A 13,201-nucleotide genomic window follows, 5' to 3' on the forward strand; every position below is an offset into this window, starting at 1 on the left:
ACGGGAGTGGCGTATATGGAATACGAAGTAAAGCATTTAAATGAATTAAAGGTTATTGGTTATTTGAGTAAATATGCGACGATGCAAGACGCGCAACAAAATTTACCCAAAGCATGGCAAAAATTTCATGAATCAGGTGAAGAACAAACTTTATCTGAATTAAGCAACCACCAATTAGAAGGATACTTAGGAGTGATTGTACCTACAGAAGCAGGGATGAATTACTTAATTGCGGTAACTTCTGATAATCAATTTGGATCAGGCTTGCATCCTTATGCTTTACCTCAAGGCGATTATATGGTTGTAAATGCTAAAGGACCTGTACCAGAATCAATCCAGCAAGTATGTCAAAAAGTGTTTAACCCTGAGTTCCTAGCAAGCGAAGGTTATCACATGGCTGAAGGACCAGCTTTTGAATTCTATCCACATGGAGATGTGACTTCATCAGATTATGAAGCACAAGTGTATGTGCCGGTGGTAAAGAAAGAAGAATTAAACAACTAATATAAATTTAATTATTGATGTAAGAAACTCAAGCACTTAATCAGTTGTTTGGGTTTCTTTTTTTCATTTTTTCAAGACTTCCAAAATATAGTATAATAGAGAGAATGTAAAATAGAGTAAAGCGATGAATGAAAGGTGATGAAACATGGTTATTCAATGGTATCCAGGGCATATGGCGAAAGCTAAACGTGAAGTGTCCGAACAGTTAAAGAAAGTGGATGTGGTCTTTGAATTAGTAGACGCACGTATTCCTTACAGTTCAAGAAACCCGATGATTGATGAAGTGATTCAAAATAAACCACGTGTGGTTATTTTAAATAAAAAAGATATGGCGAATTTAAATGAAACAGCCAAATGGGAAGACTATTTCAGAAGTAAAGGTTATTTCCCAGTATCGGTAGATGCGAAGCATGGTAAAGGCTTGAAATCAGTAGAACAAGCGGCTGTACAAGCGACAAAAGAAAAGTTCGAACGTGATAAAGCGAAAGGGTTAAAACCACGTGCAATCCGTGCCATGATTGTAGGTATTCCAAATGTAGGTAAATCTACGTTAATTAATAAACTTGCGAATAAAGCTATTGCGAAAACAGGTAATACACCAGGTGTAACGAAACAACAACAATGGATTAAAGTAGGTAAATCACTGCAATTATTAGATACACCAGGGATTTTATGGCCGAAGTTCGAAGATCAAATAGTTGGTAAGAAATTAAGTTTAACAGGTGCGATTAAAGATAGTATCGTACACTTAGATGACGTAGCCATTTTTGGTTTAGAGTTCTATAAAGCACACGCGCTTGAAGCATTACAAAAACATTATAATGTTGATTTAGATGCAGAAGCTGAAAATATTGAATGGTTTGATGCGATTGGACGTCGACGTGGTCTATTACAACGCGGCAATGAAGTGGATTATGAATCAGTCATTGAATTAATTATTAATGATATTAGAAATGCGAAACTTGGTACACAAAGTTTTGATATTTATAAAGAGATGGCAGATGAAATTAAATAATGGGACAGTCAATCAAAGCAATTAAAGAAGCGTTAAAAGATGTAAAAACTTTAGCTGAACTGGAAACACTTGAATGGCATCAAGATGAAAGAAAAGGTGTACAACAAGCTTTATTAAGTCGTAAAAGACAATTAGAAAAGGAAGCGGCACTTGTTGAACAATACCAAGAGATGTCGTTATATGAAAATGATATTTTAGCGCATGACAATAAGGCGATTATTTGCGGTATAGATGAAGTCGGCAGAGGACCTTTAGCTGGGCCAGTAGTCGCATGTGCTGTGGTATTAAATGAAGGGCATGCATATTATGGCTTAAATGATTCAAAGAAAGTTTCAGCTGCTAAACGTGCACAGCTGAAATCTGCGCTAGAAGCAGAAGCGACATATGCTTACGGAATTGCGACTCCAGAAGAAATCGATGATTTAAATATTTATCAAGCAACGCAAGTGGCGATGATACGTGCGATTGAAGCTTTATCTATCAAACCGACGCATTTATTGATTGATGCGATGGAATTACCGTTAGATATTGAACAAACTTCTATCATTAAAGGTGACGCAAAAAGTGTGTCCATAGCAGCAGCCAGTATCATGGCAAAAGAATACCGTGATGCTTATATGCGTGAACTCGCAAAACAGCATCCGGGATATGATTTTGAACATAATGTTGGTTATGGCACAAAAGCACATTTAGCAGGAATTGATAAATTAGGTGTGATTCCAGAACATCGTAAATCATTTGAACCAATTAAATCTCTTACAACAAAATAGTTTTAAAAATAAGGTTGGTGCAAATTGTAATATTTGTTTCCAACCTTGTGTAATATTCAGATTAATTTGGAAAAAGCTAGAATAGTTGCAATATCACACTTCACGAGGATTCGAGATAAAGTCTAAAAGTTAACAAAATTGACAAAAATAGCCGCTTTCAGTTTACAATAGCGCTTACATTTTCTATAATTAACAGTGTACTTAACCTAAGAAACAGGAGGATGGAGAATGAATATCCACGAGTATCAAGGAAAACAAATCTTTCGTTCAATGGGCGTTCCAGTTCCAGAAGGACGTGTAGCATTCACTGCTGAAGAAGCAGTAGACAAAGCTAAAGAATTAGACACTGATGTTTATGTTGTAAAAGCACAAATCCACGCTGGGGGTAGAGGTAAAGCTGGCGGTGTTAAAATCGCTAAGTCATTATCTGAAGTGGAAGCTTACGCTAATGAATTATTAGGTAAAACACTTGTAACTCACCAAACAGGTCCACAAGGTAAAGAAGTTAAACGTTTATACATTGAAGAGGGCTGCGATATTCAAAAAGAATATTATGTCGGATTCGTTATCGACCGTGCAACAGATCGTGTAACGTTAATGGCATCTGAAGAAGGCGGTACTGAAATTGAAGAAGTAGCGGCTAAAACGCCAGAAAAAATCTTCAAAGAAACAATCGATCCTGTTGTTGGTTTAGCACCATACCAAGCACGTCGTATTGCATTCAACATTAATATTCCAAAAGAATCAATCAACAAAGCGGCTAAATTCTTAATCGCTTTATACAATGTATTTATCGAAAAAGATGCATCAATCGTTGAAATCAACCCATTAGTTACAACTGGTGACGGTGATGTTTTAGCATTAGATGCGAAAATCAACTTTGACGATAACGCATTATTCAGACACAAAGACATTTTAGAATTACGTGATTTAGAAGAAGAAGATCCAAAAGAAATCGAAGCTTCTAAATATGATTTATCATACATCGCTTTAGATGGCGACATCGGCTGCATGGTTAACGGTGCAGGTTTAGCGATGGCTACAATGGATACAATCAATCATTTTGGCGGAAATCCGGCTAACTTCTTAGACGTAGGCGGCGGCGCTACGAAAGAAAAAGTTACTGAAGCATTCAAAATCATCTTAGGTGATGATCATGTTAAAGGTATCTTTGTTAATATCTTCGGCGGAATCATGCGTTGTGATGTTATCGCAGAAGGTATCGTAGCAGCAGTTAAAGAAGTCGACTTAACATTACCTTTAGTAGTTCGTCTTGAAGGTACAAATGTTGAAATCGGTAAACAAATCTTAAAAGATTCAGGTTTAGCAATTGAGCCAGCAGCAACTATGGCTGAAGGCGCTCAAAAAATTGTCAAACTTGTCAAAGAAGTCTAAGGAAAGGATGAGACACTAAGATGAGCGTATATGTAGATAAGAACACAAAAGTAATTGTACAAGGTATCACTGGGTCTACAGCCCTTTTCCATACGAAACAAATGCTTGAATATGGTACTCAAATCGTTGCTGGGGTAACTCCTGGTAAAGGTGGTCAAGTTGTTGAAGGTGTACCAGTATTCAACACTGTAGAAGAAGCGAAAAAAGAAACAGGTGCAAACGTATCAGTTATTTATGTACCAGCACCATTCGCAGCAGACGCAATTTTAGAATGTGCTGATGCTGAATTAGATTTAGCAATCTGTATTACAGAACACATTCCTGTATTAGACATGGTTAAAGTTAAACGTTACTTAGAAGATAAACACACTCGTTTAATCGGACCAAACTGCCCAGGTGTTATTTCACCAGATGATTGTAAAATCGGTATTATGCCTGGCTACATCCACAAAAAAGGCCACGTAGGTGTTGTATCTCGTTCAGGTACATTAACTTACGAAGCAGTGCATCAATTAACTGAAGAAGGCATTGGTCAAACTACAGCGGTAGGTATCGGTGGCGACCCAGTCAACGGTACAAACTTTATCGATGTATTAGATGCATTCAATAAAGACGAAGACACTAAAGCTGTCGTAATGATCGGTGAAATCGGCGGTACTGCTGAGGAAGAAGCGGCTGAATGGATTAGTAAAAATATGACAAAACCAGTTGTAGGATTCATTGGTGGTCAAACAGCACCTCCAGGAAAACGTATGGGTCACGCTGGTGCGATTATTTCTGGCGGTAAAGGTACTGCTAAAGAAAAAATCAAAACATTGAATGACAATGGTGTTAAAACTGCAGATACACCTTCTGAAATTGGTTCAACATTAATTGAAGCAGCTAAAGAAGCAGGTATCTATGAAGAGTTATTAACAGTTAAAAAAGACGCGTAATTCACTGCGTTTTATAAACCAGGCATGGATTTGTACTTAGATACAAGTCTGTGCCTTTTTTCATGTTAAAGTTGAGTATTCACATAGTCATTGAAACATAACTTGATTTTTCATATATAATAGTAGAAACTCTGAATAAGCTTTTTTATAGAAAAGTATTGTTTCCATTATATAAAAGGTCGTATAATAACGAAAAAACCACAAGAAAGCAGGTGAACGATTGAACCTCAAAGAATTAGATTTAGAACTCCTCAAATTACGCTACGCAGGTTACTCCACAAAGCAAATATACGCACTTTTATTCAGGTATCCAGACTATTTTGAACTAAATTTACCAGAAAGAATGACAAAACTTCGACAATTTTCACAAAATACTGCCTCTAAAACTATGCTTCTGCATTATCAAACATATTGTCAGATAGAGCCTAATGATATTTATCAATCGTTGGTCTCTCGAAACATCTACTTAATTTCCATTTTTCATCCTGATTATCCTCACTTACTTAAACACATTTATGCACCTCCATTATTATTATTTTGTAAAGGCAATAGAACTTGCTTAAAAGCACCTCACTATTTAAGTGTCGTCGGTTCTAGAGAAGCGACAAAGTATACACAAAATGCATTAGAATACCTCTTTAAGAATGAAGCATTACATGAGCTCGTTATCGTTTCAGGTTTAGCTAAAGGCGGAGATGCATTTGCACATGAAGCGGCTTTACACTATAATATGGCAACGATTGGCGTTTTAGCATTTGGTCATTATCATCATTATCCTAAAGAAACGCGTGCATTACGAAATCGAATAGAACAAACAGGTTTAACCCTCTCAGAATATATCCCCACAGATAGACCTGCCAGATATAAATTTCCGGAACGCAATCGTATCATTAGCGGCTTATCGCAAGGCGTACTGATTACTGAGTCTAGAGAAAGAAGCGGCGCACAAATCACAGTAGATTTAGCTTTAGAACAAGACAGAAATGTTTATGTGTTGCCAGGCAGCTTATTTCAAAAATTGACCATTGGAAATTTAAAACGCGCACAAGAAGGCGCGAAAATCGTTTTGAGTGCGCAAGATATTATGGAAGATTATGAAACATTAAATTGATTGAAAAAATGAAATAAAGACTTAAATGAAATGATGTCTGTTCATTTTCAGGTGAATTAAAATATTGACAAATGTAAAATGAACCGTTTATCATTTATCTTTGTAACAAGGAACATTTTATTGAAGCAGAGGGGGATCTACTTTGGCAGATAATTTAGTCATAGTTGAGTCGCCTGCAAAAGCTAAAACAATTGAAAAATATTTAGGGAAACGATATAAAGTTATCGCTTCAATGGGGCATGTCAGAGATTTGCCAAGAAGCCAAATGGGCGTTGATGTTGAAGATGATTTTGAACCCAAATATATTACGATTCGTGGTAAGGGACCAGTCGTTCAAGAGTTGAAGAGACATGCTAAAAAAGCAAAGAAAATCTTCCTAGCAAGTGACCCGGACCGTGAAGGTGAAGCAATTGCATGGCACTTAGCAAACATTTTGAAATTAGATGAACATGCGAAAAACCGAGTAGTATTTAACGAAATAACAAAAGATGCAGTTAAAGAAAGTTTTAAAACGCCGAGAAGTATTGAAATTAATTTAGTGGATGCACAACAAGCACGTCGTATTGTAGACAGATTAGTAGGTTATAATATTTCTCCGGTATTATGGAAAAAAGTTAAAAAAGGACTTTCAGCAGGACGTGTTCAATCTGTCGCATTACGTTTAGTCATTGATCGTGAAAATGAAATCCGTAACTTCAAACCAGAAGAATACTGGAAAATAGAAGGGAAATTCCGTTATAAAAAATCTACGTTTACAGCGAAATTCCTTCATTATAAAAACAAACCGTATAAACTACAAAAAAATGAAGACGTTAAATTCATTACAGATCAATTAAATGGTAATGAGTTTGAAGTGACTAAAGTCACACGTAAAGAGAAGAAACGTAATCCAGCAAATCCATTTACAACGTCTACTTTACAACAAGAAGCTTCAAGAAAATTAGGCTTCAAAACAAGAAAGACTATGATGGTTGCACAACAACTTTATGAAGGTATTGACCTTAAACGTCAAGGTACAGTTGGTTTGATTACGTATATGCGTACTGACTCTACACGTATTTCTGCAGATGCGAAAGCAGAAACAAAAGACTTTATCACTGAAAAGTACGGTAAAGAATATGTATCTCATCGTAAACAAACAGGTAAGCAAGGGGACCAAGATGCACACGAAGCTATTCGTCCTACAAAGACACTGCGTACACCTGACGAAATGAAATCATTCTTAACAAAAGACCAACACCGTCTATATAAATTGATTTGGGAACGTTTTGTCGCAAGTCAAATGGCACCTGCTGTAATTGACACAGTTGCGATGGATGTTGAACAAGGTGATATTAAGTTCCGTGCGAATGGTCAAGCAATCAAATTCAAAGGATTCATGACATTATACGTTGAATCTAAAGATGAAGAAGAAGAACAAAACAAACGCTTGCCGATTATTGACGAAGGCGAAACTGTAATCGCAACAGATATCGAACCTTCTCAACACTTCACACAACCACCTCCAAGATATACAGAGGCGCGTTTAGTTAAAACGTTAGAAGAATTGAAAATCGGTAGACCATCTACGTATGCGCCGACAATTGATACGATTCAAAAACGTAATTATGTGAAGTTAGAAAGTAAACGTTTCGTACCTACTGAATTAGGTGAAATTGTTTATGAGCAAGTCAAAGAATACTTCCCGGAAATCATCGATGTTGAATTTACAGTAAACATGGAAACATTGCTGGATAAAATCGCTGAAGGCGATGAAAACTGGCGTAATGTTGTCGGCAACTTCTACAATGGCTTCAAAGACGATGTAGAACGTGCTGAAAAAGAAATGGAAAAAATTGAAATTAAAGATGAGCCTGCTGGTGAAGATTGCGAAAAATGCGGTTCGCCAATGGTGATTAAAATGGGACGTTACGGCAAGTTTATGGCTTGTTCAAACTTCCCAGATTGCAGAAACACGAAAGCCATCGTTAAAGAAATCGGCGTGAAATGTCCGAAATGTAAGGATGGCGAAGTGGTAGAACGTAAATCGAAGAAAGGCAGAATCTTCTACGGCTGTTCAAACTATCCAGAATGTGACTTTATCTCATGGGATAAACCAGTCGGCAGAGATTGTCCGAAATGTGATCATCATTTAGTTGTTCGTAAAAAAGGACGTTCTAGTCAAGTCGTATGTTCGAACTGTGATTATAAAGAAGAAGTACAAAAGTAAAGTAAGAGCTGAGAGGTTGGATACAAAAAGCACAACGCTGCTTGCGTCTCGCCTCTTTTCATCTGAATGAGGAGGATTTATTTATGACAGAGACAGTTAACGTGGTCGGTGCAGGTTTAGCTGGTTCAGAAGCTGCATACCAGCTTGCGCAACGAGGTATTAAAGTTAATTTAATTGAAATGCGTCCAGTAAAACAAACACCAGCCCACCATACAGATAAATTCGCGGAATTAGTTTGTTCGAACTCATTACGCGGCAACTCACTGACAAATGCGGTAGGTGTGTTAAAAGAAGAAATGCGTCGCTTAGATTCATTGATTATTAGAGCGGCTGATAATGCACGTGTGCCAGCTGGCGGTGCGTTAGCAGTAGATAGACATGACTTTGCAGGTTATATTACTGATACTTTGAAATCACATCCGAATATTACAGTTATCAATGAAGAAATTGAGAAAATCCCTGAAGGTTATACAATTATTGCGACAGGTCCATTAACGACAGAAGGGCTTGCGAAAGAAATTGTGGATATTACAGGTGAAGATCAACTTTACTTCTATGATGCGGCAGCACCGATTATCGAAAAAGATACGATTGATATGGATAAAGTCTACTTGAAGTCACGTTATGATAAAGGTGAAGCGGCTTACTTAAACTGTCCGATGACAGAAGAAGAGTTCGACCGTTTTTATGATGCGGTGTTGGAAGCGGAAGTTGCGCCAGTGAACGAATTTGAAAAAGAAAAATATTTCGAAGGCTGTATGCCATTTGAAGTAATGGCTGAGCGTGGTCGTAAAACATTACTATTTGGGCCAATGAAACCTGTAGGATTAGAAGACCCTAAAACAGGTAAGCGTCCATTTGCGGTGGTTCAATTACGTCAAGATGACGCAGCAGGTACACTTTATAATATTGTCGGATTCCAGACACATTTAAAATGGGGTGCACAAAAAGAAGTTATCCGTTTAATCCCTGGTTTGGAAAATGTTGATATTGTACGTTATGGCGTTATGCACCGTAATACATTTATCAACTCACCGGATGTCTTAAGTGAAACATATCAACTTAAAGGACATAATCAAGTTTACTTTGCAGGTCAAATGACTGGTGTAGAAGGTTATGTGGAAAGTGCTGCCAGCGGTTTAGTGGCTGGTATCAATGTGGCGCATAAACTACAAGGCAAAGCAGAAGTGATTTTCCCGCGTGAAACAATGATCGGCAGTATGGCATATTATATTTCACATGCGAAGAACAATAAGAACTTCCAACCGATGAATGCAAACTTCGGTTTAGTGCCGTCACTTGAGAAAAGAATTAAAGATAAAAAAGAACGTTATGAGCAACAAGCGAATCGTGCTTTAACGTACTTAGAAAACTTTAAGCAAACATTGTGATAAATTATGAATATTTTGATAAAATAGATTTGTGTTTAGAAAACGTTTGCGGTTTCGAGACTTAAATCACTGCAGCTCCCTCTGTCTATATGCTACAATGCAAATGATGGAGGGGTTTTTATTGAATAAAATCCAAGATTCTTTTTTATACATGTTAAAGGTAGAACGCTTTTTTTCTAAACATACTTTGAAATCATATCACAACGATTTGATGCAGTTTAATTCTTTTTTAGAACAGGAGCATTTACAATTAAAATCTTTTGAATATAAGGATGCAAGAAATTATTTATCTTATTTATATTCAAAAGGCTTGAAAAGAACAACAGTTTCTCGTAAAATTTCAACGTTACGGTCTTTTTATGAATACTGGATGACGCAAGATGACACAGTAGTAAATCCTTTTGTTCAACTTGTGCATCCAAAGAAAGAGCAATATTTGCCTCATTTTTTCTATGTAGAAGAAATGAGTGCGTTATTTGAAACAGTTGAAGAAGATGAACATAAAGGCATGCGTGATCGTGTCATTTTAGAATTATTATATGGTACGGGCATTCGTGTTTCAGAATTAGTGAACATTAAGTTAGAGGATTTAGATTTAAATTCACCAGGTGTGAAAGTGCTTGGGAAAGGTAATAAAGAACGCTTTATTCCTTTTGGAAATATGTGCAGAGAGAGTATTGAACGTTATCTTTCAGAATTTCCTCCGCTCAAAAAAGCGTCTCATGATTATTTGCTTGTAAATATGAATGGGCGACCGATTACTGAACGGGGCGTTCGTTATGTGTTGAATGATATTGTGAAACGCACATCGGGCGTGACGGATATTCACCCGCATAAATTGAGACATACTTTTGCGACACATATGTTGAATGAAGGTGCGGATTTAAGAACAGTGCAATCTTTGCTTGGTCATGTCAATCTTTCAACAACAGGGCGATATACGCATGTTTCCAACCAACAATTGCGCAAAGTCTATTTAAATGCACATCCTCGAGCTAAAAAGGAGAAATAGGAATGAATAATTCAATTCATGCGACAACAATCTTTGCGGTCAGACAAAATGGTCATGCTGCAATGGCAGGCGACGGTCAAGTGACATTAGGACAACAAGTCATCATGAAACAAACAGCAAGAAAAGTTCGTAGACTGTATGATGGCAAAGTCTTAGCCGGCTTCGCTGGTAGTGTGGCAGATGCTTTTACACTTTTCGAAAAATTCGAAACTAAGTTGCAAGAATTCAGCGGTAATTTAGAACGTGCTGCAGTTGAACTTGCACAAGAGTGGAGAGGCGATAAACAGCTGAGACAACTTGAAGCAATGCTGATTGTAATGGACAAAAACGCAATATTAGTCGTCAGCGGTACAGGTGAAGTAATCGCACCTGATGATGATTTAATTGCGATTGGTTCAGGCGGCAATTATGCTTTAAGTGCTGGACGTGCTTTAAAACGTCATACAGACATGTCAGCAAAAGATATGGCTTATGCAAGTTTGAAAGTCGCTTCAGAAATTTGTGTTTTCACAAATGACAACATTATTGTCGAAGAATTATAAGTACAACGAAAATTAAGACAACATTATTTTTCCAAAACATTGGAAGAGGTAAATTATATATTGGAGGTTGATCAACGAATGGATGCTAGCGCAATCAAACTTACCCCAAGAGACATTGTATCGCGTTTGAATGAATACATTGTCGGTCAAGATGACGCTAAGAAGAAAGTAGCCATTGCTTTGAGAAACAGATATCGCCGAAGTCAGTTGGACGAAGAATTAAAACAAGAAATCGTTCCGAAAAACATTTTGATGATTGGTCCAACTGGTGTGGGTAAAACTGAAATCGCAAGAAGAATGGCCAAAATCGTCGGCGCACCATTTATTAAAGTTGAAGCAACTAAGTTCACAGAGGTAGGCTATGTTGGACGTGATGTTGAAAGCATGGTACGTGACTTGGTTGATGTTGCTGTCAGACTTGTTAAAGAAGCTAGAAAAGAACAAGTTAAAGACGAAGCGATTAAAAAAGCGAATGAAAAATTGGTTAAATTGCTCGTACCGAGTATGAAGAAAAAAGCGAACCAAAATGCAGGTAATCCTTTTGAATCATTATTCGGCGGAATGATGCCGAACTTTGGCAACCAAGATGATGAAGATGAAGAACCGCCAACAGAAGACGTTAAAACAAAACGTTCTGAAATTCGCCGTCAATTATTAAATGGTGAATTAGAAGAAGAAAAAGTTCGTATCAAAGTTGAACAAGACCCAGGTGCAATGGGAATGTTAGGTACAAACCAAAACCAACAAGTTCAAGACATGATGAATCAATTGATGCCTAAGAAAAAAGTGGAGCGTGAAGTTCCAGTGAAAACTGCACGTAAAATTCTAGCTGATGATTATGCAGATGAATTAATCGATCATGAAACAGCAAACCAAGAAGCGCTAGAATTAGCAGAACAAATGGGCATTATCTTTATCGATGAAATTGATAAAGTAGCCAGCAATAATCATGCAGGCGGCCAAGACGTATCAAGACAAGGTGTACAACGTGACATCTTACCGATTGTCGAAGGCAGTGTCGTTCAAACGAAATATGGTAGTGTCAACACTGAACACATGCTCTTTATCGGAGCAGGTGCTTTCCATGTGTCAAAACCAAGTGATTTGATTCCTGAATTACAAGGACGTTTCCCAATTCGTGTTGAACTTGAAAGTTTATCAGTTGAAGATTTCGTGAATATTCTTAAAGAACCAAAACTTTCACTGATTAAACAATACGAAGCATTATTACAAACAGAAGAAGTAACGGTTAACTTCACAGACGAAGCGATTACGCGCTTAGCTGAAATTGCTTTCCAAGTTAACCAAGACACTGATAATATCGGTGCACGTCGACTTCATACGATTTTAGAAAAAATGCTGGAGGATCTTTCATACGAAGCACCTGGAATGCCGAATGCGGTGGTAGAGATAACAGCACAATATGTTGACGATAAATTGAAATCTATTTCTACAAACAAAGATTTAAGTGCATTTATCTTATAAACTTATAATTACAAATACAAAAGGAGAAGAAAAATGAGTTTACTTTCAAAAACAAGAGAATTGAATACACTGTTGCAAAAACATAAAGGAATTGCTGTAGATTTTAAAGACGTAGCGCGTAAAATTAGTGAGGTAACTGTAACTAATGTATTTATCGTTTCACGCAGAGGTAAAATCTTAGGAGCAAGCTTGAATGAATTGTTGAAAAACAGTCGAATCAATCAAATGTTGGAAGACCGCCATATTCCAAGTGAATATACTGAAAAATTAATGGACGTTAAACAAACAGAATCAAACATTGATATCGATGATGATTTATCTGTATTCCCTCCAGAAAACAGAGATGCGTTCATTGATAGTAAAACAACAATCTTCCCAGTATTAGGTGGTGGAGAACGTTTAGGTACTTTAGTACTTGGCCGTGTATCTGATGAGTTTAATGAAAACGACTTAGTACTAGGTGAATATGCAGCAACAGTATTAGGTATGGAAATCTTACGTGAAAAACACAGTGAAGTAGAACAAGAAGCACGTGATAAAGCAGCAATCAACATGGCGATCAATTCTTTATCATACTCAGAAAGAGAAGCAATCGAGCATATCTTTGAAGAATTAGGCGGTAAAGAAGGATTATTAATCGCATCTAAAGTTGCTGACCGTGTCGGCATCACGCGTTCAGTTATCGTAAATGCATTACGTAAACTTGAAAGTGCTGGTGTTATCGAGTCACGTTCACTTGGTATGAAAGGTACTTTCATCAAAGTTAAAAAAGAACAATTCTTAGACGAATTAGAAAAAACAAAATAAGACGATAGAACGCTGACAACTTAAA

At 37.1% G+C, this 13,201-nt stretch carries 12 protein-coding genes; all 12 read left to right on the forward strand.

Annotation, left to right across the window (positions count from 1 at the left end):
• Positions 1–15 precede the first annotated feature (15 nt).
• On the forward strand, positions 16–504 hold the full coding sequence (locus tag HMPREF2937_RS06815; protein WP_002480682.1) for a GyrI-like domain-containing protein: 489 nt from the start codon (positions 16–18) through the stop codon (positions 502–504).
• 145 nt (positions 505–649) lie between these two features.
• Entirely contained in the window at positions 650–1,519 is an 870-nt protein-coding gene (gene ylqF / locus HMPREF2937_RS06820) for a ribosome biogenesis GTPase YlqF (protein ID WP_023015701.1), read from the forward strand.
• A complete protein-coding gene (locus HMPREF2937_RS06825) occupies positions 1,519–2,289 on the forward strand; it encodes a ribonuclease HII (protein WP_070847634.1) in 771 nt (256 codons plus the stop codon). The genes ylqF and HMPREF2937_RS06825 overlap by 1 nt, the downstream gene beginning before the upstream one ends.
• 228 nt (positions 2,290–2,517) lie before the next feature.
• Positions 2,518–3,684, forward strand: coding sequence for an ADP-forming succinate--CoA ligase subunit beta (gene sucC, locus HMPREF2937_RS06830; RefSeq protein ID WP_002480685.1), 1,167 nt, complete (start codon positions 2,518–2,520; stop codon positions 3,682–3,684).
• A gap of 20 nt (positions 3,685–3,704) precedes the next feature.
• The gene (gene sucD / locus HMPREF2937_RS06835) at positions 3,705–4,619 is read left to right on the forward strand and encodes a succinate--CoA ligase subunit alpha (RefSeq protein WP_023015699.1); all 915 of its coding nucleotides are present in this window, start codon (positions 3,705–3,707) and stop codon (positions 4,617–4,619) included.
• Between the two features lie 220 nt (positions 4,620–4,839).
• The gene (dprA, locus tag HMPREF2937_RS06840) at positions 4,840–5,730 is read left to right on the forward strand and encodes a DNA-processing protein DprA (RefSeq protein WP_070864276.1); all 891 of its coding nucleotides are present in this window, start codon (positions 4,840–4,842) and stop codon (positions 5,728–5,730) included.
• A 142-nt stretch (positions 5,731–5,872) separates the two neighbouring features.
• On the forward strand, positions 5,873–7,939 hold the full coding sequence (topA, locus tag HMPREF2937_RS06845; protein WP_023015697.1) for a type I DNA topoisomerase: 2,067 nt from the start codon (positions 5,873–5,875) through the stop codon (positions 7,937–7,939).
• 83 nt (positions 7,940–8,022) lie between these two features.
• On the forward strand, positions 8,023–9,330 hold the full coding sequence (trmFO, locus tag HMPREF2937_RS06850; protein ID WP_070864277.1) for an FADH(2)-oxidizing methylenetetrahydrofolate--tRNA-(uracil(54)-C(5))-methyltransferase TrmFO: 1,308 nt from the start codon (positions 8,023–8,025) through the stop codon (positions 9,328–9,330).
• A gap of 121 nt (positions 9,331–9,451) precedes the next feature.
• A complete protein-coding gene (xerC, locus tag HMPREF2937_RS06855) occupies positions 9,452–10,342 on the forward strand; it encodes a tyrosine recombinase XerC (RefSeq protein WP_070864278.1) in 891 nt (296 codons plus the stop codon).
• 2 nt (positions 10,343–10,344) lie between these two features.
• Positions 10,345–10,884, forward strand: coding sequence for an ATP-dependent protease subunit HslV (gene hslV, locus HMPREF2937_RS06860; protein ID WP_023015696.1), 540 nt, complete (start codon positions 10,345–10,347; stop codon positions 10,882–10,884).
• Between the two features lie 78 nt (positions 10,885–10,962).
• Positions 10,963–12,369, forward strand: a complete 1,407-nt coding sequence (gene hslU / locus HMPREF2937_RS06865; RefSeq protein WP_002480692.1) for an ATP-dependent protease ATPase subunit HslU — start codon at positions 10,963–10,965, stop codon at positions 12,367–12,369.
• 33 nt (positions 12,370–12,402) lie between these two features.
• The gene (codY, locus tag HMPREF2937_RS06870) at positions 12,403–13,176 is read left to right on the forward strand and encodes a GTP-sensing pleiotropic transcriptional regulator CodY (RefSeq protein ID WP_002480693.1); all 774 of its coding nucleotides are present in this window, start codon (positions 12,403–12,405) and stop codon (positions 13,174–13,176) included.
• Positions 13,177–13,201: the final 25 nt, after the last annotated feature.

Origin of the sequence: Staphylococcus sp. HMSC061G12, from assembly GCF_001838465.1 — a bacterium.
GTDB lineage: Bacteria > Bacillota > Bacilli > Staphylococcales > Staphylococcaceae > Staphylococcus > Staphylococcus simulans.

What these genes read in the sequence shown, in the direction of transcription:
- HMPREF2937_RS06815 (WP_002480682.1), top strand. Translation starts at nt 16, where the DNA reads ATGGAATACGAAGTAAAGCATTTAAATGAATTAAAGGTTATTGGTTAT.
- hslU (WP_002480692.1), top strand. Translation starts at nt 10,963, where the DNA reads ATGGATGCTAGCGCAATCAAACTTACCCCAAGAGACATTGTATCGCGT.
- HMPREF2937_RS06825 (WP_070847634.1), top strand. Translation starts at nt 1,519, where the DNA reads ATGGGACAGTCAATCAAAGCAATTAAAGAAGCGTTAAAAGATGTAAAA.
- codY (WP_002480693.1), top strand. Translation starts at nt 12,403, where the DNA reads ATGAGTTTACTTTCAAAAACAAGAGAATTGAATACACTGTTGCAAAAA.
- ylqF (WP_023015701.1), top strand. Translation starts at nt 650, where the DNA reads ATGGTTATTCAATGGTATCCAGGGCATATGGCGAAAGCTAAACGTGAA.
- sucC (WP_002480685.1), top strand. Translation starts at nt 2,518, where the DNA reads ATGAATATCCACGAGTATCAAGGAAAACAAATCTTTCGTTCAATGGGC.
- hslV (WP_023015696.1), top strand. Translation starts at nt 10,345, where the DNA reads ATGAATAATTCAATTCATGCGACAACAATCTTTGCGGTCAGACAAAAT.
- trmFO (WP_070864277.1), top strand. Translation starts at nt 8,023, where the DNA reads ATGACAGAGACAGTTAACGTGGTCGGTGCAGGTTTAGCTGGTTCAGAA.
- sucD (WP_023015699.1), top strand. Translation starts at nt 3,705, where the DNA reads ATGAGCGTATATGTAGATAAGAACACAAAAGTAATTGTACAAGGTATC.